25 protein-coding genes are annotated in these 22,654 nt (G+C 66.2%); 13 read left to right on the forward strand and 12 right to left on the reverse strand.

Translation table 11 applies throughout. The annotated features are described in order from the left end of the window. Nucleotides 1-20 precede the first annotated feature (20 nt). From ACSQ3S_RS29205 to ACSQ3S_RS29225, 5 genes are all read left to right on the forward strand, one after another. Entirely contained in the window at nt 21-1,418 is a 1,398-nt protein-coding gene (locus tag ACSQ3S_RS29205; protein WP_436144576.1) for a sulfotransferase, read from the forward strand. Further along, nucleotides 1,415-2,578 (forward strand): MFS transporter, encoded by a 1,164-nt coding sequence (locus ACSQ3S_RS29210; protein WP_436144577.1) that lies wholly within the window; start codon nt 1,415-1,417, stop codon nt 2,576-2,578. Before ACSQ3S_RS29205 ends, ACSQ3S_RS29210 begins: the two co-directional genes overlap by 4 nt. Before the next feature lie 330 nt (nt 2,579-2,908). Further along, nucleotides 2,909-3,322 (forward strand): serine hydrolase domain-containing protein, encoded by a 414-nt coding sequence (locus ACSQ3S_RS29215; RefSeq protein WP_436144578.1) that lies wholly within the window; start codon nt 2,909-2,911, stop codon nt 3,320-3,322. After that, the gene (locus ACSQ3S_RS29220) at nt 3,252-4,007 is read left to right on the forward strand and encodes a serine hydrolase domain-containing protein (protein WP_436145090.1); all 756 of its coding nucleotides are present in this window, start codon (nt 3,252-3,254) and stop codon (nt 4,005-4,007) included. Before ACSQ3S_RS29215 ends, ACSQ3S_RS29220 begins: the two co-directional genes overlap by 71 nt. 73 nt (nt 4,008-4,080) lie before the next feature. Then, complete coding sequence (locus ACSQ3S_RS29225; protein WP_436144579.1) at nt 4,081-5,562, forward strand: sensor domain-containing diguanylate cyclase; 1,482 nt, start codon at nt 4,081-4,083, stop codon at nt 5,560-5,562. Here the strand turns inward: ACSQ3S_RS29225 and ACSQ3S_RS29230 are convergent. Continuing rightward, on the reverse strand, nt 5,559-6,326 hold the full coding sequence (locus tag ACSQ3S_RS29230) for an AraC family transcriptional regulator (protein WP_353400830.1): 768 nt from the start codon (nt 6,324-6,326) through the stop codon (nt 5,559-5,561). The genes ACSQ3S_RS29225 and ACSQ3S_RS29230 overlap by 4 nt on opposite strands. 123 nt (nt 6,327-6,449) lie before the next feature. Here ACSQ3S_RS29230 and ACSQ3S_RS29235 point away from each other — a divergent pair, with 123 nt between their 5' ends. The 5 genes from ACSQ3S_RS29235 to ACSQ3S_RS29255 are packed head-to-tail and all read left to right on the forward strand — an operon-like array spanning nt 6,450 to nt 10,951. Next, nucleotides 6,450-7,382 carry a 4-hydroxyproline epimerase gene (locus ACSQ3S_RS29235; protein WP_436144580.1) on the forward strand — a complete coding sequence of 311 codons (933 nt, stop codon included), beginning with the start codon at nt 6,450-6,452 and terminating at the stop codon, nt 7,380-7,382. Beyond that, on the forward strand, nt 7,379-8,485 hold the full coding sequence (locus tag ACSQ3S_RS29240; protein WP_436144581.1) for an NAD(P)/FAD-dependent oxidoreductase: 1,107 nt from the start codon (nt 7,379-7,381) through the stop codon (nt 8,483-8,485). The genes ACSQ3S_RS29235 and ACSQ3S_RS29240 overlap by 4 nt, the downstream gene beginning before the upstream one ends. Beyond that, nucleotides 8,478-8,756 carry a 2Fe-2S iron-sulfur cluster-binding protein gene (locus ACSQ3S_RS29245; RefSeq protein WP_413447784.1) on the forward strand — a complete coding sequence of 93 codons (279 nt, stop codon included), beginning with the start codon at nt 8,478-8,480 and terminating at the stop codon, nt 8,754-8,756. Before ACSQ3S_RS29240 ends, ACSQ3S_RS29245 begins: the two co-directional genes overlap by 8 nt. Then, on the forward strand, nt 8,753-10,015 hold the full coding sequence (locus ACSQ3S_RS29250) for an FAD-dependent oxidoreductase (protein WP_436144582.1): 1,263 nt from the start codon (nt 8,753-8,755) through the stop codon (nt 10,013-10,015). Before ACSQ3S_RS29245 ends, ACSQ3S_RS29250 begins: the two co-directional genes overlap by 4 nt. Nucleotides 10,016-10,039: 24 nt before the next feature. Next, nucleotides 10,040-10,951 carry a dihydrodipicolinate synthase family protein gene (locus tag ACSQ3S_RS29255; protein WP_176652542.1) on the forward strand — a complete coding sequence of 304 codons (912 nt, stop codon included), beginning with the start codon at nt 10,040-10,042 and terminating at the stop codon, nt 10,949-10,951. Between the two features lie 6 nt (nt 10,952-10,957). On the opposite strand, the gene ACSQ3S_RS29260 is transcribed toward ACSQ3S_RS29255, so the two are convergent. From ACSQ3S_RS29260 to ACSQ3S_RS29285, 6 genes are all read right to left on the reverse strand, one after another. Further along, nucleotides 10,958-11,947 (reverse strand): LacI family DNA-binding transcriptional regulator, encoded by a 990-nt coding sequence (locus ACSQ3S_RS29260; protein ID WP_176652541.1) that lies wholly within the window; start codon nt 11,945-11,947, stop codon nt 10,958-10,960. Between the two features lie 69 nt (nt 11,948-12,016). Further along, nucleotides 12,017-13,168 carry an aldose epimerase family protein gene (locus ACSQ3S_RS29265; protein ID WP_436145091.1) on the reverse strand — a complete coding sequence of 384 codons (1,152 nt, stop codon included), beginning with the start codon at nt 13,166-13,168 and terminating at the stop codon, nt 12,017-12,019. A gap of 5 nt (nt 13,169-13,173) precedes the next feature. After that, the gene (locus ACSQ3S_RS29270) at nt 13,174-14,577 is read right to left on the reverse strand and encodes an MFS transporter (protein ID WP_436144583.1); all 1,404 of its coding nucleotides are present in this window, start codon (nt 14,575-14,577) and stop codon (nt 13,174-13,176) included. A gap of 194 nt (nt 14,578-14,771) precedes the next feature. Beyond that, nucleotides 14,772-16,064 (reverse strand): MFS transporter, encoded by a 1,293-nt coding sequence (locus ACSQ3S_RS29275; protein WP_413447782.1) that lies wholly within the window; start codon nt 16,062-16,064, stop codon nt 14,772-14,774. A 72-nt stretch (nt 16,065-16,136) separates the two neighbouring features. Then, nucleotides 16,137-16,463, reverse strand: a complete 327-nt coding sequence (locus ACSQ3S_RS29280; protein ID WP_176652537.1) for a thioredoxin family protein — start codon at nt 16,461-16,463, stop codon at nt 16,137-16,139. A 24-nt stretch (nt 16,464-16,487) separates the two neighbouring features. Continuing rightward, on the reverse strand, nt 16,488-17,342 hold the full coding sequence (locus tag ACSQ3S_RS29285) for a ChaN family lipoprotein (protein WP_436144584.1): 855 nt from the start codon (nt 17,340-17,342) through the stop codon (nt 16,488-16,490). Between the two features lie 167 nt (nt 17,343-17,509). On the opposite strand from ACSQ3S_RS29285, the gene ACSQ3S_RS29290 reads away from it, so the two are divergent. Next, nucleotides 17,510-17,863 (forward strand): PEP-CTERM sorting domain-containing protein, encoded by a 354-nt coding sequence (locus ACSQ3S_RS29290; RefSeq protein WP_436144585.1) that lies wholly within the window; start codon nt 17,510-17,512, stop codon nt 17,861-17,863. 15 nt (nt 17,864-17,878) lie between these two features. On the opposite strand, the gene ACSQ3S_RS29295 is transcribed toward ACSQ3S_RS29290, so the two are convergent. The 3 genes from ACSQ3S_RS29295 to ACSQ3S_RS29305 are packed head-to-tail and all read right to left on the reverse strand — an operon-like array spanning nt 17,879 to nt 20,073. After that, entirely contained in the window at nt 17,879-18,049 is a 171-nt protein-coding gene (locus tag ACSQ3S_RS29295) for a hypothetical protein (protein WP_353400846.1), read from the reverse strand. Nucleotides 18,050-18,076: 27 nt separating this feature from the next. After that, the gene (locus tag ACSQ3S_RS29300; protein ID WP_436144586.1) at nt 18,077-18,478 is read right to left on the reverse strand and encodes a DUF3224 domain-containing protein; all 402 of its coding nucleotides are present in this window, start codon (nt 18,476-18,478) and stop codon (nt 18,077-18,079) included. Nucleotides 18,479-18,489: 11 nt separating this feature from the next. Further along, the gene (locus ACSQ3S_RS29305) at nt 18,490-20,073 is read right to left on the reverse strand and encodes a sensor histidine kinase (protein WP_176652532.1); all 1,584 of its coding nucleotides are present in this window, start codon (nt 20,071-20,073) and stop codon (nt 18,490-18,492) included. Nucleotides 20,074-20,245: 172 nt separating this feature from the next. Between ACSQ3S_RS29305 and ACSQ3S_RS29310 the strand changes: the two genes are divergently transcribed. Further along, nucleotides 20,246-20,593, forward strand: coding sequence for a hypothetical protein (locus tag ACSQ3S_RS29310; RefSeq protein WP_176652531.1), 348 nt, complete (start codon nt 20,246-20,248; stop codon nt 20,591-20,593). Next, on the forward strand, nt 20,586-21,431 hold the full coding sequence (locus tag ACSQ3S_RS29315) for an HDOD domain-containing protein (protein WP_176652530.1): 846 nt from the start codon (nt 20,586-20,588) through the stop codon (nt 21,429-21,431). The genes ACSQ3S_RS29310 and ACSQ3S_RS29315 overlap by 8 nt, the downstream gene beginning before the upstream one ends. Nucleotides 21,432-21,513: 82 nt before the next feature. Here ACSQ3S_RS29315 and ACSQ3S_RS29320 read toward each other — a convergent pair whose 3' ends face one another. After that, nucleotides 21,514-21,846 carry a hypothetical protein gene (locus ACSQ3S_RS29320; protein ID WP_176652529.1) on the reverse strand — a complete coding sequence of 111 codons (333 nt, stop codon included), beginning with the start codon at nt 21,844-21,846 and terminating at the stop codon, nt 21,514-21,516. Between the two features lie 364 nt (nt 21,847-22,210). Beyond that, a complete protein-coding gene (locus tag ACSQ3S_RS29325) occupies nt 22,211-22,552 on the reverse strand; it encodes a hypothetical protein (protein ID WP_413447777.1) in 342 nt (113 codons plus the stop codon). Nucleotides 22,553-22,654 lie beyond the last annotated feature (102 nt).

Here is a 22,654-nt window from a genome sequence, read left to right on the forward strand (position 1 = left end):
TGCTGATGGAGCCGACGGCCATGGGCCAACACCAATTGTCCCAGCAACTGCTGGCGATCGAGGCGCTGATCACGCGTGGCCGCACCGGCGAAGCGCTGGAGGCGCTGGCGCGGATGGAGGTCGGCGCCGCCGACGACCCAGCGGCACTGCAGCGCGTGGCGCAGCTGTACCTGCATTGCGCCGGCTTCGTGGCCGCCGCGCGCTGCCACGAACGGGCGGCGCAGTTGCTGCCCGACGACGCCAGGGTGTTGTACAACCTGGCCTCGTCGTGCACCGCCCTGGGCGACCTGGAGCGGGCCTACGCGCTGTACACCAGGGTGATCGAGCGCGACCCCGGCGACGCCGCCGCCTGGCTCAACCGCTCGCTGCTGCAGGTGTGGACGGTCGCGCGCAACCACATCGACGGCCTGCGCGCGGCGCTGTCCCGGCTGCCGTCCGGCCATGCGGCGGCGGTGCCGCTGTGCTACGCGCTGGCCAAGGAACACGAGGACTTGGGCGAGGCGGCCGTCTCGTTCGCCTATTTGCGGCGCGGCGCCGACCAGCGCCGCGCCGCCCTGGCCTATCGGGTCGACGGCGACGTGGCGGCGATGGCGCAGATCGCCGCCACCTTCGACGCCCGCCTGCTCGCCACGGCGGCGCCGCCGCGCGCCGACGAGCGCTCCTACTTCGTGCTCGGCCTGCCGCGCAGCGGCACCACGCTGGTCGAGCGCATCCTCGGTTCGCACAGCCACGTCGGCAGCCTCGGCGAGATCAACAATTTCGTCTACGGCGTGATGCGGCTGGCGGCTGGCGGCGGCGGCAAGAGCGACATGATCGCGCGCGCCGCGCGCATCGATTTCGCCGCACTGGGCCGGCTCTACCGCGAAGGCATCGCCGGCTATGGCGACGACAGCCCGGCGCTGATCAACAAGACACCGGACAATTTCCTGTACCTGGGGCTGATCCGCATGGCGCTGCCCGGCGCGCGCGTGATCCACCTGCGCCGCCATCCGCTCGACAGCTGCCTGGCCATGTACAAAACCCTGTTCCGCATGGGCTATCCGTATTCCTACAGCCTGGAGGACCTGGGCCATTATTACCTGGCTTATCATCGGCTGATGCATCACTGGCGCGACTGCCTGCCGGACGCCATCCACGAGGTCGACTACGAAGCGCTGGTCGGCGCGCAGGAAGCGAGCAGCCGCGCGCTGCTGGCCTATTGCGGCCTGGCGTGGGAACCGGCCTGCCTTGAATTCCACCGTAATCCCGCGCCGTCGGCCACCGCCAGCGCGGCCCAGGTGCGCCAGCCACTGCATCGCCGCTCGGTACAGCGCTGGCACAGCTACGCGGAGCAACTGGCGCCGCTGGCCGAGTTCCTGACCGCGCACGGCGTCGACTGCGGCGACCACGACTTTACTCATCAACAGGAAGCAACTTGAACACATACCTCGGCATTCCCCGCGCCGCGCCGGACGGCATGGCGGCGCGCATCCTGCTGTCCTTCCTGGCCACGGCCGGGCTGTACTACGTCAACATCATGCCGGCGCTGGTCGATGGCTTGAAGCAGGGCCTGCATTTCAGCAACCGCGAAGCGGGCATGGTGGGTTCCCTCAATATGTACGGCGGCGCCTGCGGCGCCTTGCTGCTGGCGCTCGTGGTGCGGCGACTCAACTGGCGGCGCTGGTCGGGCCGCTTGTTGCTGGCGCTGGTGCTGCTGGACCTGTTGTCGATGGCGGCGCACACGCCGCTGACGCTGATGGGCGTACGCTTCGTGCACGGCGTAGTCGGCGGCGCGCTGGTCGGGCTGAGCTTCTCGGTGTTCGCGCGCACGCCGGCGCCGGACCGCACCTTCGGCGTGCTACTGCTGGTCCAGGCCGGCGCTGGCGGGCTGGGCGTGATGGTGCTGCCGCTGCTGGTGCCGCTGGTGGGCACCGCCGTGCTGTTTGCCGCGTTGATCCTGTTTTCCGCCATCACGTTGTTGCTACTGCGGTGGCTGCCGGACTATCCGGTGCGGGCGGAGGCGGCGGACACAACGGCGCCGGCAACAGTGCGTTCGCGGCCACTGTTGTTGTCACTATTCGCCGTGGCGCTGTTCCAGGCCGCCAATATGGGGTTGTATGCCTACCTGATCGGTCTGGGCCGCAGCGCCGGCCTGTCGCTGGACCTTGTCAGCGGCACGCTCGGCGTGGCCAACTGGATCGCGATGCTGGGTGCGGTGATGGTGGTGATACTGTCGACCCGTTTCGGCATCTCCGGACCGATCGGCGGCGGCATGTTGCTGGCGGTGGTGGGGAGCTGGGCGCTGCTGTACAGCCATGTCGTGTGGATTTGGGTGTTGGCCAATGTGGCGGCCGGCGTGGCGTGGAATTTCGTCATCGCCTACCTGCTGGGCATGTGCGCGCGGTTCGGCCAGCGCGGCAGCGGCGCCGTTTGGGGCGGCTTTGCCTCCAAGGTGGGACTGGCCTCCGGACCAATGCTGGGGGCGCTGGTGCTAGGGGAGAGTCAGTACGGCCTGTTGATCTGGCTGATGCTGGCGCTGCTGGTACTGGCAGGCGCCGCCGCCATGTTCCCGGCCAAAAACCTAGACCAGGCCGCCTGAACGGAACCAGCGGCGCCCTTCCATTTGTCCAACCGATAATCGACGCATCAATAGTGTAGGCCGGATCGGTGATCGGCCTCATCCGCACGCGGGCAAAACACCCGGCATTCATAATGCTGGGGTCGGTGGTTCAAGTCCATCTATCACCACCAAAGAATATCCCACACAATTAAAGGCTTAGCTCACATCGAGCTAGGCCTTTTGTGTTTGTAGCCTGGTGAAATATGCAGTTCAGACTGCTTTTTCAGCATCTCGTCGCAGGGACGTGGCAAGGCCTGCTCCATGCGATACGGTGCAAGACATGAACCCCATCTATCAGCCCAGCCTGCCATGCTGCGTGTCCTTCTGTTGGCCACGGCGGCAGGCGGCGCGTCGGTTGCCGCCGCTGAATTTGATATCGGCGCGCGCATAGGCGATGGCCTGCAGCAGCGCGTGGCGATTGCCGGCGAGCCGGCATCGACTTTTAATATTCAACAGCGCATGCAGCGCTATCGGGTTGCCGGCGTCAGCGTGGCCGTTATTCGCAATGGCAAGATAGCCTGGGCCGGCATGTACCAGCAAGCCGCCGCGCCACGGATCGACACCGATACGGTTTATCAGGCGGCATCGATCAGCAAAGGCATCGCCGGGGCGCTGGCGCACCGGCTGGCGCGCGGCGGCAAGCTTGAGCTCGATGCGCCGCAGCAGCTTTGCCCAGCCGCTGCCGGACGGAGAGCGCAATCGCGCACGCGGCCACTACGCTGATGGCAGCGAGGTCGAGGGTGGCGCCCTTGTCTATCCCGAACTGGCGGCCGCCGGATTGTGGACCACTCCCAGCGATTTGGCCCGGTTTGCCATCGCCCTGCAGCAGTCCTGGAAAGCCGGCACGGCGTTCCTGAATACCGTTCAGGCACACGATCTTCTGAAGCCCGGTTTGAACAATTATGCGCAAGGCCTGTTCGTTGTCGGCGAGGGCGAACACCTGCGTTTCATGCATTCCGGCGGCAATGCCGGTTTTAAAAGTACCTATGCGATGTATCTCGAAAGCGGCGATGGCGTGGTGGTCATGACGGATGGCGACAACGGTTCTTATTTGGGCGGCGAGATCGTCAAGGCCGTGTCGTCGGCATATGGGTGGCCGGACTTCAAACCGCGTCCGGTGCAGCCGGCACCGCTCGATATCGCCGTGGCCAGGCGCTATGCGGGCACTTATCGCCTGGATGTATTCGAGGGCCGCTACGCCAACCGCTATGACTTGCAATTCGATGGCAAGGACTGGATGCTGGTGATGCCCGACATCGGCGCCACCCGCCTGGTGCCGACCGGGGCCGCCAGCCTGGTGGCCCCGGAAACCGGAGAGAGTATCGAACTGGCGCAAGATGGAACACAGGACGTGGTACTGATTGGCGGCCGCAAGGCTCACCGCGTCCCGCACAGTAAACTGCTGTAGTTGACAGCGCCCGCATTGCAGGGCAATCTGGCAGCGACCGGCGCAAATACGGCCGACTATCCGCAAGGCGCCGATGATACAACGAGACCAATTCTGGGAACGGCCGAACTGGCTGTTCTGCATGCTGCTGCCACTGTTCCATTTCGCCAGCGTCAAGCTGACTTTTTTCTGTGCCGTCACGCCGGAAAACGTGGTGGTGGTGTGGCTGCCCAACGCCGTGCTGCTAGCCACGCTGCTGCGCTTCCGCGGCCAGCGCGCGCCGCTGCTGGCCGCCCTCACCTTCAGTTCCGACGTCCTCGCCAACCTGCCCGTCTTTCCATGGTACGAGGCGATACTGCTCAGCGTCGTCAATCTGCTGGAAGTCGTCTTCACCTACCAGCTGATGCGCCGCAGCGGCGCCTCGTTCCGGCTGCAGCGGCTGCAGGACCTGATCAAGTTCATCCTGTCCGGCCCTGTCGCCGGCGCGCTGCTGGCCGGACTGATGGCCGCCTTCGTGCTGCAGAAGGCCGGCGGCGTCACCACCTCCTACTTCACGCTGGCGCGCCTGTGGTGGTTCGGCGACGGCCTGGGCCTGTTGATCTATACGCCGCTGCTGCTGGCCTTCACCCATCCGTCCCAGCAGCCGCTGAAGCTGACGCGTCTCGACGACCTCGCGCTGGCCCTGACGCTGATACTGGCGGCGGCCGTGCTGTCGGCGCACGGCGGCGAAATCGACGGCGTTTCCGTGACGCCGACCTTGCTCATGCCGGCGGCGGCGGTGATCGCGTTCCGCTTCGGTCCGCGCCTGACGACGCTGTTCGTGGCGCTGGTCTCGCTGTCCACGGCGATGATGATGACCACCGGGATGAAGCCCTTCGGCGACGTGCCGGTGCACCTGGAAACGGTGCGCGCGCAGGAATTCATCCTGACGCTGTGCATGGTCGGCATCGGCTTCGCGGTGCTGCTGAACGAGCTGCAGACGCGCGAGCGCGAGCTGGAGAACCGCGTGCGCGAGCGCACCCGCGAACTGGAGGTGTCCAACCGCGCGCTGGCGACGATGAGCATCACCGACAGCCTGACCGGCATCGCCAACCGCCGCCGCTTCGACGAGATACTGGCCGCCGAATGGAGCCGCGCGCGGCGCGGCAAGCAGGCGCTGACGCTGGCTATGCTGGACGTCGACCTGTTCAAGCAATACAACGACAACTACGGCCACCAGGCCGGCGACGAGGCGCTGTGCAGGGTGGCTGAAGCGCTGACCGCGCACATCCGCCGCAGCGGCGATTTCGTCGCCCGCTACGGCGGCGAGGAATTCGCCATCATCTCGCAATCGAACGCGGAGGACCAGTCGCTGGAGATGGCAAGCATGGCGTGCCGATCGGTCGAGGACCTGGCGCTGCCGCACGAAACGTCGCCGTTCGACGTGCTGACGGTGAGCGTGGGAGTGGCGGTGATCACGCCGGACGAGGGAGACGCCATCGCCTCGTTCCTGAAAGCCGCCGATACGGCGCTGTACCGCGCCAAGCAGCTGGGCCGCAACCGCGTCGAGCAGGCCGACGTCGGCATGATGATTTAAGCGGACGAAGCGGACGTCTGCAGCTGGCGGTACTGGGTCGGCGTGACGCCGGTGGTGGCCTTGAACTGGCGCGTGAAGGCGGAATGATCGCCGTAGCCGCAAGCCTGGGCGATCTCCGCCACGCTGGCGCCGCCCTTCAGCAGCCGCGAGGCGGCATCGACACGGGTCTGGATGATCATCTGGCGCGGCGTCAGGTGGAAGATGCGCAGGAAGTAGCGCTCGATCTGCGCCACCGACATATTGGCCGTGCGCGCCAGCTCCGCCAGCGGCAGCTGCCGGCCGTACTCCTCATGGATCAGCGCCACCGCCGCCGCCACCTTGCGGTAGGCCGGATTCTTCTTATCCGCCATCGCCAGGTCGCGCGACACGCCGGTCAGGCCGACGATGCGGCCGGCGGCGTCGCGCAGCGCCGTCTTGCGCGTCAGGCACCAGCCGGGATCGCGGTTCGGGTACAGGTGCAGTTCCAGCTGGTCCTCGATGCTGGCGCCGCCGGCCAGCACCGCCATGTCCTGCGCCAGGTAGGTCTGGCCGAACGGACGGGCGAACACCTCCGCCGAAGTGCGGCCGAGCAGCGCGGCCTTGTGCCGCTGCCCGCAGCGCTGCACCAATGTCTGGTTGACCACCACATAGCGCCCCTGCACGTCCTTGACGAAGAACACCACGTCCGGCAGCGCGTCGAACAGCGCTTCGGCGAAGAAGGGATCGGCGATGCCGGCGCCCAGCGCGCGGCGCGCGCTGTCGTCCTGATGTGGGTTGGTGTGCATGGATTCGATTGTGCCAGCGGTGCCGGGCGGCGTCTCCAGTTTTTTGCCGATTGTGCAGATATCGTCATCCATCGTGCGCAGACGGTGCAAGACGCGGCGGCGCCATGAGCATAAGATTTATGCATGAAAACCATTTCCATCATCGATTCCCACACCGGCGGCGAGCCGACCCGCCTGGTCGTCGCCGGCGGCCCGGAACTGGGCGCCGGCCCGCTGTCCGAGCGGCTTGCGCTGCTGCGCGCCGGGCATGACAACTTCCGTTCGGCGGTGGTGTGCGAGCCGCGCGGCTCGGACGTGCTGGTCGGGGCGCTGCTGTGTGAGCCGCACGCGCCCGATTGTGCGGCAGGCGTCATCTTCTTCAACAATGTCGGCTATCTCGGCATGTGCGGCCACGGCACCATCGGCCTGGTGGCCTCGCTGGCCTTCATGGGCCGCATCGGCGCCGGCCGCCATCGCATCGATACGCCGGTCGGCGTGGTAGAAGCCGAACTGCACGCCGACGGCAGCGTCACGGTCGACAACGTGGCCTCGTACCGCAGCCGGGCGCAGGTCACGGTCGACGTGCCGGGCCACGGCCCCGTCACCGGCGACGTGGCCTGGGGCGGCAACTGGTTCTTCCTGGTCTCCAGCCACGGGCTGGAACTGGGCGTGCACAACGTCGAGGCGCTGACCGCCTACAGCGTGGCCATCGGCGCGGCGCTGGAGCGCGCCGGCATCACCGGTGAGGACGGCGCGTTGATCGACCATATCGAACTGTTCGCGCCGTCGCGCAGCGGCGCCGACAGCCAGAGCTTCGTGCTCTGTCCCGGCAAGGCCTACGACCGCTCGCCCTGCGGCACCGGCACCAGCGCCAAGCTGGCCTGCCTGGCGGCGGACGGCAAGCTGGCCGAGGGCGCGCTGTGGAAGCAGGAAAGCGTGATCGGCAGCGTGTTCGAAGCGTCCTACCGTTATCGCGGCGAGCAGCTGATCCCCAGCATACGGGGCCGCGCCTGGGTCAACGCGCAGGCGCAGCTGATCCTCGACCCGACCGATCCCTTCGTGTGGGGCATACGGTGAACAAAACCGACGTCATCGTCATCGGCGCCGGCATCGTCGGCGCCGCCTGTGCCGACGCGCTCAGCGAACGCGGGCTGCGGGTGATGGTGGTCGAACAGGACATGCCGGGCGGCGGCGCCACCGCCGCCGGCATGGGCCATCTGGTGGTCATGGACGACAATGCGGCGGAACTGGCGCTGTCGGCGTATTCGGTCTCGCTGTGGAACGACCTGGTGGGCGACCGCCCGCAGCGCCACGAGTACAGCCGCTGCGGCACCATCTGGGTCGCCGCCGACGAGGAGGAAATGCAGGCCGCGCGCGACAAGGCACAGACCTTGTCGGTCCACGGCCTGGCTTGCGAGCTGCTGGCGCCGGCGGCGCTGTATGCGCGCGAGCCGCAACTGCGCCCCGGCCTGGCGGGCGGCCTGCTGGTGGCCGGCGATGGCCTGGTCTATCCGCCCAAGAGCGCGCGCATCCTGCTGGACCGGGCGATACGCCGCGGCGCCGCCACGCTGCGCGGCAGCGTCGCGGCGGTCGAGCACAACGGCATCGTGCTGGCGGACGGCGCGCGCCACCAGGCGCAGTACGTGGTGCTGGCCGCCGGTTCACGCTCCGCCGCCTTGCTGCCCGAGCTGCCGCTGCAGCCGAAAAAAGGACATATCGCGATCACCGACCGCTATCCCGGCTTCGTCCACCATCAGCTGGTGGAACTGGGATACATCAAGAGCGCCCACGCGCCCAGCGGCGACACGGTCGCGTTCAATTTGCAGCCCCGTCCTACCGGACAAGTATTGATCGGCTCCTCCCGCCAGTTCGACACAATCGACCTGGCGGTGGAGCCGGCCATGCTGCAACGCATGCTGCGACACGCTACGACATTCACCCCCGCGCTGGCACAGCTGAACGTGCTGCGCTGCTGGACCGGCCTGCGCGCCGCCACGCCGGACGGCCTGCCGCTGATCGGCCCCCACGCCGCGCGGCGCGGCCTGTGGCTGGCCACCGGCCATGAAGGATTGGGCATCACCACCTCGCTGGCGACGGCGCAGCTGCTGGCAAGCCAGATGACCGGCACCGGCACGCAGATCCCGGCGGCCCCTTACCTGCCGGCGCGCTTCCATGCCTGATACCGTGAACATCATCGTCCTCAACATCAACGGCCGCGACATCGGCGTGGCGCGGGGCGTCAGCGTGGCCGCCGCGATCGCGATGGCCGGCAGCGCCGTCACCCGCCGCTCGGTCAGCGGCGCCGCGCGCGCGCCCTTGTGCGGCATGGGCGTCTGCCACGAATGCCGGGTGACCATCGACGGCCGCATGCACCAGCTGTCCTGCCAGACCTTGTGCGCGGACGGCATGCACGTCGTCACCGGCGCCGGCGCGGAAGAGGATCCGACATGAATCACCATGACATCCTGGTCGTCGGCGCCGGCCCGGCCGGACTGGCCGCCGCACATGCGGCCGGCGCGCACGGCGCGCAGGTCGGCATCGTCGACGACAACCCTTTGGCCGGCGGCCAGATATGGCGCGGCGGGCCGTCGCAGCAGGACGACCCGCGTGCGCAGCGGATGTGGGCCAATCTGCAGGCGGCGTCCAACGTCAGCTTCCTGCCGCAGACGCGCGTGTTGTACGCGCCCTGCGCCGGACAGCTGCAGGTGCAGACGCCGTCGTCGTCGGCCACGCTGCGCTACAAGCAACTGATACTGGCCACCGGCGCGCGCGAGCGCCTGCTGCCCTTCCCCGGCTGGACGTTGCCCGGCGTGACCGGCGCCGGCGGCCTGCAGGCGCTGGCCAAGGGCGGCTATCCGCTGCGCGGCAAGCGCGTGGTGGTGGCCGGCAGCGGTCCGCTGCTGCTGGCGGTGGCCGCCACGCTGCGCGCGCGCGGCGCCGAGATCGTCGCCATCGTCGAGCAGGCGGCCTTGCCGGCGCTGGCGCGCTTTGCCGCCGGCCTGCCGGCGACACCGGCCAAGCTGGCGCAAGCGCTGCAACTGGCGGGCCAGCTGCGCGGCATCCCGTATCTGCGCGACAGCTACGTGCGCTCCGCGCATGGCGACGGCACGCTGCAATCAATACAGCTGCAACGCGGCGACGCGCGCGAGCTGGAAACGCTGCAGTGCGACTACCTGGCCTGCGGCTACGGCCTGCTGCCGAATGTCGAACTGGCGCAGGCGCTGGGCTGCGCGACAAGCTCGCACAACGGACAAACATCGGTGACCGTCGACACCTGGCAGCAGACATCCATTGCCGACATCTACTGCGCGGGCGAAGGCACCGGCATCGGCGGCGTCGACCTGGCGCTGGCGGAAGGCCATATCGCCGGCCTGGCCGCCAGCGGCCATGTGACCGCGTCGCACGCGGCCTTTGCCGAGCGCACCCGCTGGCGCAAATTCGCCTCCCGCCTGGAGCGTGCGTTCGCGCTGCGTCCCGAGCTGCGCGAGCTGGCCGGCGACGACACGATCGTCTGCCGCTGCGAGGACGTCTGCCACGGCGAACTGCGCACCCACGGCGGCTGGCGCAGCGCCAAGCTGCAAACCCGCTGCGGCATGGGCCCCTGCCAGGGCCGCATCTGCGGCGGCGCCACCGAAGTGCTGTACGGCTGGCGCCCGGATGCGGTGCGCATGCCGATCTCGCCGGCCCGCATATCCACCCTCATCGATTAACGAACCACACCAAGGAGAACCGCAATGGCAGCAGCAAAATGGGAAGGGGTCTTCCCCGCAGTAACGACCAAGTTCAAGGAGAACGAGGATCTGGACCACGCCGAGATGGAAAAGCACTTCGCCTTCCAGATCGACAGCGGCGTGCACGCGCTGCTGACCTGCGGCTCGCTGGGTGAAGCCAGCACCTTGTCCTTCGACGAGAAACTGGCCGTGGCCAAGACCGCGCTGGACGTCGCCGCCGGCCGCGTGCCGGTGCTGCTCAACGTCAGCGAAACGCGCACCGCCACCGCCTGCCGCTTCGTCGAGAAGGCGCACGAGATGGGCGTGCAGGGTTTGATGGTGATGCCGTCGGTGCTGTACGCGGCCGATTCGCGCGAGGCGATGGACAACCTGCGCACCATCGCCAAGGCGGCGCAGCTGCCGATCATGGTCTACAACAATCCGGTGTCGTACAAGGTCGACCTGACGCCGGACGACTTCAAGGAACTGGCCGATTGCGAATGGATCGTCGCCATCAAGGAATCGACCGACAACGTGCGCCGCATCACCGACCTGCGCAACGCCGTCGGCCACCGCTACCAGCTGTTCATGGGCGTGGACGACCTGTCGTTCGAGGGTTTGGCGGTGGGCGCGGACGGCCTGCTGGCCGGCCTGGTGGTGGCCTTCCCGAAGGAGACGGTGGCGCTGTACAAGCTGATGAAGGCCAAGCGCTGGGATGAGGCGCTCAAGCTGTACCAGTGGTTCATGCCGCTGATGCACCTGGACGTGTCGAACAAGCTGGTGCAGAACCTGAAGCTGGTCGAGACGCTGGCCGGCGTCGGCAACGAGAACGTGCGCCGCCCGCGCCAGCCGCTGCAGGGCGCCGAGCGCGCGCGCGTCACCGCCATCGTCGAAAAAGCGCTGGCCAACCGTCCGGACGTCGGCGCGCTGTTTTAAAAAAATCTAACGCCTGATGGTCGAGGCCCGCAGGATCAGCTGCGGGTCGATGGTGACGGTGTCGGTGGCGGGCTTGCCGTCGATGGAGGCGAGCAGTTTCTCCATCGCCTCCTCGCCCATGCGTTCGCTCTGCAGGTCCACCGTCGTCAGCGCCGGCGAGGTGTACTGGCCGTACAGGATGTTGTCGAAGCCGGCCACCGATATGTCCTGCGGCAGCTTGAAGCCCAGCGTCTGCGCCTCCTTCATGAAGCCCAGCGCGATCAGGTCGTTGTAGCAGATCAGCGCATCCGGATGCTCGGCGCCGAGCATGATGGCCGAGCATATGCGCTCGCCTTCGGCCGCCGTCGGCGCGCCGGCTTCATGCAGCGTCAGTTCCAGCTTGTGCGCGGCCAGGCATTCGCGTATGCCGCCGAGGCGCTCGCTGTCGCGCCGCGAACGCGGGAAGCTCAGGTAGGCGATGCGCTTGTGGCCCAGCGATACCAGGTGCCGCGCCAGCATGTAGCCGCCGCGATGGTCGTCGCTGATCACCCACGGTATATCGAGCCGCGTCAGGCTGCCGAAGTAGACCAGCGGCTTGCCCAGCCCCATCACCCAGTCCATCTCCGGCTCCAGCATGCGCGAGAACATGATGATGCCGTCCACGCGCCGGCTCAGCGCCTCCAGCAACGGCCGCTCGCGGTCCGGGTTTTCCTCGGTGTCGACCAGCAGCACGGTGTAGCCATGCGCCTGCGCGACGCGGTTGACGCCCTTGACGATGCTGGTGAAGTGGGGATTGGCGATGTCCAGCACCGACAGGCCGATGCTCTTGGTGCGGCCGGTGATCATCGACGCCGCCAGCGGATTGGAACGGTAGCCCAGCTTGTCGATCACTTCCTTGATGGTGGCCTCCACCGCCGGCGAAAACCGCTGCGCGCCGTTGACGTACTTCGACACGGTGGCGGTCGAGACTCCGGCCGCCGCCGCCACATCGCGTATGGTCGCTACATTTTTTTTCATGTTCAGACTATCGTAAGGCTCGGCGACAGCGCCGCCAAAGGAACAATCTTATCATGTCGGCATGAGCGCTCAGTCGCGGCGGCGGCCAGCCGAAAAGCGAAAGCTGGTCAGCGCGTGAAAAACCTGGCCCGGATACAGCGCCGTGGTGGGGAATTGCGGGTGGTTGGGACTGTCCGGCAGGTGCTGGGTTTCAAACGCAAAACCGTCGTAGCGGCGGTAGCCCACGCCTTCGCTGCCGATCTCGCCGCCGTCGAAGCCACTGGCGCTGTTCAGCTGCAGCGCCGGCTCGGTGGTGCGCACTTCCATGCGCCGGCCGCTGGCCACGTCCTCGATCAGCGCCACCCGCTGGTAAGCGCCGGCCCGCTTGGAAAACAACAGGCTGTGGTCGATGCCCGGCAGGCCGCCCGGCGGCGCCAGCAGCGGCACCTCGGCGGCCGTGCGCAGACGCTCGCTGATGCCGCTGGGGCGGCGGAAGTCCAGCGGCGTGCCGGCCACGCTGGCCAGCGCGCCGGTGGGGATGCGGTTGCCGTCGGTCTCGGCGTAGCGGTCGGCGGCGATCTGGAAGCGGTGCGTGGCCATGCCGCCCGTGCCGGCGCCGGCCAGGTTGTAGAAGGCGTGGTTGGTCAGGTTGAGCACCGTCGGCGCGTCGGTCGCGGCGCGGTATTCGATCTGGAATTCGTCGCGCTTGCGCAGCAGCCGGTAGGTGACGCTGACGTCCAGCGCGCCGGGGAAGTTCTGGTCGCCGTCTGGGCTGTGCAGGCGGTAGATCGAGCCTATCGATACGGCGTCGGCGAAATCCTGGCGCCGCCAGACGCGCTTGTCGTAGCCGTCCGGGTCGCCGTGGATGGCGATGCCCTTGGCGTTGGGGATCAGCTGTACGGTCCTGCCGTCCAGCGTGTAGCGGGCGTTGGCGATGCGGCCGGCATAGCGGCCGATGACGGCGGCGAAGCGGCGCTGCGTGCGTTCGTAGGAAGCCAGGTCCGGCAGGCTGAGGATGATGTTGCGGCGCCGGCCGCGGCGGTCGGCCACTTCGGCGGCGACCAGCGTGGCGCCGTAGTCGATATAGGCCAGCCGCATGCCGCGATCGTTCTCCAGCACCACCTTGTCGACCGGCTGGCCGGCGCGGCTGGTGCCGAACGGCTCGACGCGGATGCCGGCGGCCGCCGGTGCCGGTCCGGCCAAGGCCAGTAACGGCACCAGCCACAGCGCCACGCGCATCATGACGGTCACAGGTCGGTGATTTCCTTGTGCCGCGGGACCAGCACCTTCATCACGCACCACGCCACCAGGTAGGCCAGCGCGCAGATGGCGAACATGATCATGTAGCCGGTATGGATGTCGTTGACCGTCTTGTAGTAGTCGAACACCCAGCCGCCCAGCTTGGTCAGCAGCACGCCGCCGATGCCGCCGGCCATGCCGCCGATGCCGATCACCGACGCCACCGATTTTTGCGGGAACATGTCCGACACGGTGGTGAAGATGTTGGCCGACCAGGCCTGGTGCGCCGAGGCGCCGATGCCGATCAGCAGCACCGGCACCCAGAAGCTGATCGCACCCAGCGGTTGCGCCAGCAGCACCACCAGCGGGAAGAAGGCGATCACCAGCATGGCTTTCATGCGGCCGTCGTAGGGCGCGTAGCCGCGCGACATGAAGTAGGTGGGGAACCAGCCGCCGCCGATGGAGCCAACCATCGTCATGCTGTACAACACGGCCAGCGGCACGACGATGGCGTTGCCCTTCATGCCGTATTGCGCCGACAGGTAGGTCGGCAGCCAGAACAGGAAGAACCACCAGACGCCGTCGGTCATGAACTTGCCGAAGGCGAAGGCCCAGGTCTGGCGGTATGTGAGCAGCTGCAGCCACGACACCTTCCTGGCTGCGGCCGCCGATTCTTCCTCGGTCTTCTCGACCGGCGCCGCCTGGTCGCTGCGGATGTAGGCCAGCTCCCTGGCCGACAGGCGCTTTTGCTGCTCCGGTTTTTCGTACAACGTGATCCACACGCTCATCCAGATGAAGCCCAGCATGCCGATCATGACGAAGGCGGTCTGCCAGCCCCACACGCTGGCGATCAGCGGCACGCAGATCGGCGCCAGGATCGCGCCGACGTTGGCGCCGGAGTTGAAGATGCCGGTGGCGAAGGAGCGTTCTTTTTTCGGGAAGTATTCGGCGGTGGCCTTGATCGCGGCAGGGAAGTTGCCGGCCTCGCCGATGGCCAGCACGGCGCGCGAGATCATGAAGCCGACGATGGACGGCACCACCACGACGCCGGCCGCGCCCAGCAGCACGCGCACGCCCTCGCCCATCGGCACCGAGAACGCGTGCATCAGGGCGCCCAGCGACCAGATGCAGATCGCCAGCACATAGGCGGCCTTGGTGCCGATCTTGTCGACCACGCGGCCGGCAAACAGCATCGAGATCGCGTACACGAACTGGAAGGCGGCGGCGATGTTGGCGTAGTCGGTGTTGCTCCAGCCGAATTCCTTGGACAGGTCCGGCGCCAGCAGGCTCAGTACCTGGCGGTCCAGGTAGTTGACGGTGGTGGCAAAAAACAACAGTGCACAGATGGTCCAGCGGTATTTACCGACGGTTTGTCCAGCCGCTTGCGCGTTCACAGGCTCGCTCAGGTTCATGGCATCACTTATTTTCTGGTTTTTGGTGATGATCTCTCGGTCTCCACGAGATCACTCTAGTCGTATGTCATCGTACAACTATAAAACAGCTTAAGCAAGCGGAAAGATGCGGCCGCTTCAGGGAATGCGTAGAACCTTGCCGGCCGCGCCGCCTGCGCATGGCGGGCGGCGCGGCCATTGTTGTATGATGACTTTTATTGCAACTTCTTGCTGTCGCCGCCCGGCGCCAGCAGCAGCGCCACCAGGCTGATCACCGCCGCGCCCGACAGATAATAGCCGACGTACTGCAGGCCGTAATTGGTCGCCAGCCAGGTGGCGACGTACGGCGCCAGCGAGGCGCCCAGGATGCCGGCCAGGTTGAACGTCAGCGAGGCGCCGGTGTAGCGCACCTCGGCCGGGAACAGCTCGGACAGGATGGTGCCCAGCGGGCCGTAGGTCATGCCCATCAGGCCCAGGCCCAGCGACAGGAAGATGGTGACCTGCACGCTGCTGCCGGAGCCGAACATCGGCGCCATCGCCAGGCCGAACACGGCGATCGCGGCCGAGACCCAGATCAGCGTCGTGCGGCGGCCGTAGCGGTCGGCCCACAGCGCGGCCACCGGTATCGTCAGGCCGAAGAACACCACGGCGAACAGCTGCTGGATCAGGAAGTCCTTGCGGCTGAACTTGAGCGCGGTGGTGCCCCAGCTCAGCGCGAACACCGTCATCAGGTAGAACAGCACGAAGGTGGCCATGGCGATCAAGGTGCCCAGCACCAGCACGCGGCGGTGGTCGCGCCACACGGTCACCACCGGCACCTTGACCCGCTCGTTCTTGTCCAGCACTTTCTGGAAGTCCGGCGTTTCATGGATCTTCAGGCGGATGTACAGGCCGACGATCACCAGCAGCGAGCTGGCCAGGAAGGGAATGCGCCAGCCGTAGCTGAAGAATTCGGCGTCGCTCAGGGTCTGGCTCAGCAGCAGGAAGATGCCGCCCGACAGGAAGAAGCCGATCGGCGCGCCCAGCTGCGGGAACATGCCGTACCACGCGCGCTTGCCCGGCGGCGCGTTCTCGGTGGCCAGCAGCACGGCGCCGCCCCACTCGCCGCCCAGCCCCAGGCCCTGGCCGAAGCGGCACAGCGCCAGCAGCGCAGGCGCCAGCGTGCCGATGGTCGCATAGGTCGGCAAGGCGCCGATCACCACCGTCGACAGGCCCATGGTCAGCAGCGCCGCGACCAGCGTGGCCTTGCGGCCGATGCGGTCGCCGAAGTGGCCGAACACGGCCGAGCCTACCGGGCGGGCGAAGAAGGCGATGGCGAACGTGGCCAGCGATTGCAAGGTGGCGGCGGCCGGATCGCTGGCCGGGAAGAACAGCTTGGGGAACACCAGCACGGCGGCGGTGGCGTAGATGTAGAAATCGAAGAATTCAATCGTGGTGCCGATCAGGCTGGCAAACAGCACGGTGGCGGGGGAATTGGTCTTGGGCGATCCGGGGTGGGACTGACTCATGCTTGACGCTCCTGCGATGGATGGTGCGGGCCATCATACACACCCCCTCCGCAGGTTGCCAAGCAGATATGGTCAGCCCTTGGGATCGATCTGGGCCAGGGCGGCGCCGATGGCGTCGGCCTTCAGCGGCCGCACCAGGCGCGCCACTTCCTGGCCGTCGCGCAGGAAGATCATCGTCGGCCACAGCTTGACCCGGTAGGAGCGGCCCAGCGCGCGGCCGGGGCCGTCCTCCACCTTGTAGTGCCTGACCTGTTCGTGGCCGGCAAAGGCCTGCTCCAGCGGCGCCTGCGCGGCCATGCAGTGGCCGCACCAGTTGGCGCCGAACTCCAGCAGCGTGGCGCCGCTCATGGCGTCGACGGCGGCGCGCTCCGGCGCGGCGGGGATGTAGACTTTTTCCATGCTGTCTCCGTTACGATTGGGATTTCATTTGGGTTTCACTTGCGCGCACGGGTCGGCGCGCGACTGCGGCGGCACACTGTGCACGGCGTCGTAGCGCCCGGTGCCGTCGGTGCCTTCGACAAATCCTTCGCTGCGCACCGTCAGCGCCGGCGCCACCTCGTTGATCCAGTGCGCCACGCCGATGTCCTTGCGCACGTGGCCGTTGCCGGCGATTAGCACGACGTCGCGCGGCTGCTGGTCGCGCACGATCTTGGCCATCCAGATGTCGCGCGCCACCTGGGCGTTGACCATGCCGCCGATCATCATCTCCGGCAGCATATTGCAATGACCGGCCATGATTTCCTTGTACTGGCCGCCGCGCACGTCGGCCGGCAGCGGCTGGTCCAGCCGGTAGTCCTTGATGCTTTGCGGATCGAAGGTGGCGGTGATGCCGTCGCGCACCACGCGCGAGGCGTCGCTGCGCGACAGGTTGGCGGCGATCAGCGGCAGCTGGTAGGTCAGCGCCAGCTGGATCACCGGATAGTACAGCTGCCAGTCCCAGCGCGGGCCGCCGACCACGCGGATCACGCATTGCGCGTCCAGGCAGCCTTTTTGCGCCTTGCTCAGCACGTCCTGGTTTTCCCGGTCGAACTGCTCCATGACGATGGCCGGGCGCCAGCCCGCTTCGATCCGCTGGCGCAGCAGCTCGTAGCGCAACTTGTGGCCCTGCGCATTGTCGTGCACCTCGCCCAGCAGCAGCACCTGCGGATTGACGGACGCGGCCGCCACGGCGGGAGCGGCGGACGGGGGCGCTGCCGCCGGCGCCCTGGCCCCGTTGGCACAACCGGCCAGGACAGCCAGCGTGGCGACGGCCAAGCTTGGTTTAAATGTAGAATTCATCGGCGGCGACTGTTGTTGCGATGCAAAAATAAATTGTTTTTAGAGAAATAGAGATGGCAATGTGTCATGAAACATGTTCTAATATCAAAACAGTAGAGCACGGTACTCCCAATCCGTGCCACATGCAGTATTAACATCCTGCCCATGCAGCATTGCCAGGAGTCATTTTGAAAATTTCGACCTTAATTACCGCCATTTTGCTGGCCGCAGGCCTGTCCGCCGCCGCATTGGCCCAGGCGGAAACGCCGGCAAAAGACAAAGTTGCAACCGCAACAATTGTACTCGCTCACTGCGACGCCAACGGCGCCGCCCCATGCGATATCAACAACAACACCGCCGGTAAATCGCCGGAAGACAGTGATCCGGCCGCCCTGCCACCCAACGATCCCAAGCGCCAACAGGCGGTCGAGCCGATGGCCCTGGTCCCGGAACCGCAAACCTTCATTTTGCTGATGCTGGGCCTGGTGGTACTGGGCTTTGCATCGCGTGACCGCGGAGCGTCGGAGAAGTTCAGCGACTGACGCCGGCGCAGGGCGCTACAGCCCGCATACCGCGTGGATATTGGTGATGGAAACGCCATGCAAGATGGCGCGCAGGATGCAGTAGAGTTTTTGCACGCCGTTGTCGGTGGCCAGCACCAGGAACACCGCCAGCGCCAGCGCCACGCCAGCCAGGATCAACAAACCTTTAATCGTGTCTTTATTCATGCGGCATTCTAGCGTGGCGCCGCCTGCTTAAGCAACGGCGGGCAGCGCATAGTCGAAATCGTAGTAATGCTTGCCGCCCTCGATACGGATCTGCAGCTTGCCGCTGAGGCCGGCCAGTTCATCGCGGCCCGAATCGGCCACCACCAGCACCGCCAGGCCGGCCGCGCCGCGCTCCATGGTGCCCGTATGATGCAGCAGGAAGCTGCCGCGCCGCCCTTCCAGCGTCCCCTGCACCAACTCCATCGCCACATAGGCGCCCGACATCAGCGCGCGGTCCATGAAGGCCAGCATCTCGCCCTTGCCGCTGGCCTCCAGCGGGCCGTGGTACTGCTTGTCGAGCGACATGCGGCCGAGGCCGGTTTCGGCCGCCACCGCGGACATCGCCTCGGGCGCCATCTTGACGCTGAATTCACCGCTAACGGTAGTCATGCTGATCCTGTCTAAGTATGCAGATGGGCTTCGGCCGCCTGCGCGGCCTGTTCGTCGACCGGCGTCACGCACGGCATGCGCAGCACGAAACTGGCGCCCTGCCCCAGTACGCTGGAGACGGTAATGGTGCCGCCAAACTGCTTGGCCATCAAGTTGAACACGATATTCAGTCCGAGCCCGGTGCCGCCCTGCCCGCGCCGGGTGGTGACGAACGGGTCGAACACCTTGTCGATCATGTCCGGCGGGATGCCCTTGCCGTTGTCGGTCACCTGCATCTCGATCCAGTCCGCCTGCTGCGCCACGCCGATGGTGATGCGGCCCTCGTCGTCCGGATCGAACGCGTGCTCGACGCAGTTCAAGGTCAGGTTGGTGATCACCTGCGCCAGCGCGCCGGGGTAGCTGTCGAGCATGATGTCCGGCGGGCAGGCGATGCTGACGACGATGCGGGTCTTTTTCAGCTTGGGCTGCAGGCTGGACACCACCTCGTTGATGTAGTCGCGCAGCTCGAAACGGCGGCGCGCCTCGCTGACCTGGTCGACCGCGATCTGCTTGAAGCTGTGGATCAGGTGCGCCGCGCGGTAGGCGTTGTTCATGATCAGGCGCGTGCTCTCGGAAGCCGTGTCCAGGTAGCGCATGATGTCGGATTTCTTGATGTTGCCGCCGTCGACCGACTGCTTGACCTTTTCGGTGGCCTCCATCAGCACCGAGGCGCTGGTCAGCGCGATGCCGACCGGCGTGTTGATCTCGTGGGCGACGCCGGCCACCAGCCCGCCCAGCGAGGCCAGCCGTTCGGCCTGCAGCAGCGATTCCTGGGTGCGGCGCAGGTCGTCGAGCGCCTTGGCCGTGGTCTGCGCCGACTTGCGCGCCTCGTCCTCGGCCTCGCGGATGCGCTGGATATTCGATTTGACCTTGCGCTGGATGGCGTTGAAGCCGCGGATCACCTCGCCCAGCTCGTCGTGGCGGCTGTCCGGCAGTTCCTCGACCTCGTCGCTGCCGCGCGTGGCCAGGTCGAACAGGCCGTCGCGCAGCCGCTTGAGCGGATCGAACACGATGCGCAGCGACAGCGCCAGCGCGGCCACCAGGATCAGGTCCAGCAGCAGCACCTCGGTGACCTTGCGGCGCACTTCGGCGGCCAAGGTGGCATCGATCTGCGCGCGGCTGAAGTTGACCACCACGCGGCCGACGATGACCGGCTTGAGCGAGGCGCCGGCCGCGCCGGAATCGCGGTAGGCCAGGTCCGCCACCACCGGCGAGCCGCCGACGGCGGCATCGTTCTCGATCGAGCTGACGCTGCCGTTTTCATTGCGCAGCTTGCCGGAGAACAGGCCGACCGAGGTGTCGTAGACGCGGATCGACACCAGTTCCGGCGGCAGCATCTCGGCGGCGACGATGTTGTCGACCTTGGCCTTGTCCAGGTCCCACAGCGCCGACGGCAAGCTGGTTTGCAGCCGGGTCAGCACGCCCTGGCGCAGCCGCTGGCTGCTGACTTCCAGCTCGTGTCCCAGGCTGTATTGGGCATACGTGCCGGAAATGCCGAGCACCAGCGTCACGATGACCACGAAAAGCAGCGTCAAGCGGCCTTGAATCCCGAACATCGGCTAACCTCCCTGGCAACATGGAATTGACGGCAACGTCCCAATGTACGGTATGGCATGAGACTTGGCAAGAATTAGGACATAACCCTTGGGACAAAACCGCCGGCAGACTTTGCCCGCTTGCAATGGTAAGATCAGGCAATGTAGATCAGGTGGCAAAACGGAGGACGTCATGACTAGCAATTATCAACCCTTGAACCTGGCGCAGGTACGGCCGGGGATGGTCTTGTCCGACGAATTGCTGGACGTGCAGGGCCATGTGCTGTTGCCGCAGGGCACGGTCTTGACCGAGGCCATGCTGGCGCTGATGCCCCGCCACGGCATCGCCGTGCTGCCCATCCTGCAGGAGGAGGTGTCGGCGGAAGCGGTGCAGGCAACGCTGAACCATCACGAGGCCCGCATCGCCCAGCTGTTCCGTAAAAACGACGCCGACAGCGACAGCGACTGGGCCACCGCCACGCTGCGCCGCTTCGTCTCGGACTTCCGCCTGGGCACAGAGGAGACGCCGGAGCATGAGTAATACGCTGAGTTACGACGACGTCGTCCGCACGCTGGACGACCTGCCATCGCTGCCGGCGGTGGTGATGGAGCTGCTCAACAGCATAGACCAGGACGATGTCGATATTTCCGTGCTGGCCAAGAAGGTGTCGCACGACCAGGCGCTGACGGCCAAGACCTTGCGCCTGGCCAACTCGTCGCTGTACGGCCTGCAGGTCAAGGTGACCACGATCCAGCAGGCGATCACCTACCTGGGCTTCCAGACCACGCGCAACCTGATCACGGCGGCCGCCGTCACCGGCTGCTTTGCCGAGGGCCATTGCCCGGGCTTCGACCACAAGGCGTTCTGGCGCCATTCGATCGCCACCGCCGCCTGCGCCAAGGTGCTGGCGCGGCAGATGCGTTTCAACCAGGATTACGCCTTCACGGCGGGCTTGCTGCACGACATAGGCCGGCTGGTGCTGGTGTCCTGCTTCCCCAACCAGTATTCGGAAACCATCGCCTACCGCGCCGACCATGACTGCTACCTGCTGGACGCGGAGCGTGCCGTGCTGGGCATCGATCATGTCGACGCCGGCCTGGCGCTGGCTGAACACTGGAATTTTTCCGATACGATGCGGCTGGCCATCGGCGGCCATCACGATCCGGAGGCGCCGGGCGCAGGGTTCCTGGCCGCCATCATTCACGTGGCGGACGCCATAGTGCATGCGCTCGATCTGGCGCAGGTGCAGGATGATCTGGTCCCGCCCGTATCCACCGTGGCCTGGACTGCGCTGGGCCTCGATGAAGAAATCTATCTGCAATTGTTCCGCGAGACGGAACTGCAATATGAAGAAATTTCCATGGTGCTGCTGAGCTGACGAATCAGCTGTGAAGCGGCGGCTGGCTGCCGGCCGGGCTGGGGTCAGCCACGGCAACGGCAGCAGCGGATGCGCGGGCGCATCAGTGACGCGCGTAGGTTCCGGCTTCGGCCTTTTCAGTGCGTTCCTCTGGCTTCGGACGGCCCTGGGCATCGGACAGACGATACTTGGTGCGGCGGTCGCCCATCAGATCGCGCAGGTCGCGGATGCTCATGCCGGTCACTTCATGCATGCGGATCAGCAGCGAGGCGCCCACCGGCAGGCGGTGATGGCGGATCTTGCTGATGACCGGCGGCGCGACTTCCAGCAAACGCGACAGCGCGGCATCGTTTTTCAGTTGCATCTTGCCGAGCAAGATATCCAGGAGGTGGTTCGGGTTGTAGCTTTCCTGGGAAGCGAGAGCGTGGTGTGCCATGATTTTCCTCGTTGAGTTGGGTGATCGGATAGTGCTGGTTCGAACTTAAGGACAACTTAGATACTTTCAATAAAGTTCGTTACTGCTGAATTGCCTTTCGTGCAAGATTATTCTATGCTTAAAAGGGCCTGTTCCAGCCGGTACGCGCAGAGCGAAGATTGTTCGACATCAATCGCCGGCTAGAAACCTTAGCAACAATGCTATTTCATCACATGGGGCCCGAGGGTGTCGCACGCAAGAACTTGTAGGAAACTGTTACACAAAGCAAGTTCGTCTTTACACAGGCGGGGGAAGGCGAAATGAGGCGGCAATGAGGCGATAACGCGGCGCGGACGGCGTTGCCGCCGTCCGGCGAAAGCGGGGTTTATGCGGTGGTGTCGATGTTGCGGCCGAGCGTGGTTTTGCCGCTGTCGCGGCGTTGCAGTTCGGCACGCTGGTCGGCCGCTTCGGCCTCGCGGCGCTGGGTCGCCGTGGCGTCCTCATTAGCCTGGGCGCGGGTGCGCTGGGCGTCGGTATTTTTTTCCACGCGGTTTTGCACCGCACGCTCGGCCTCGCCGCTGCGCGCCAGGCCTTCGGCGCGTTCGGTCTGGCTGGCCTGCTGGGCGCGCTGCGTATCGCGGTTGGCGCGCGTCTCGCGCTGGTTGGCCGCCTGGATGCCCTCCAGCGGCGTGCTGATGCGCGACGACGAAATCGAATTAACCGCCATGAAACCCTCCGGAGTGCTGATCGATAGTGACGAATAATGACTATTGGCCACGCTTTAAATGTAGAAGCGCGGCGCGGCAAAATCAAGCACTATCGCGGTTGG

The sequence above is a fragment of the Duganella sp. LjRoot269 genome (assembly GCF_964254095.1).
Lineage (GTDB): Bacteria > Pseudomonadota > Gammaproteobacteria > Burkholderiales > Burkholderiaceae_D > Rugamonas > Rugamonas hordei.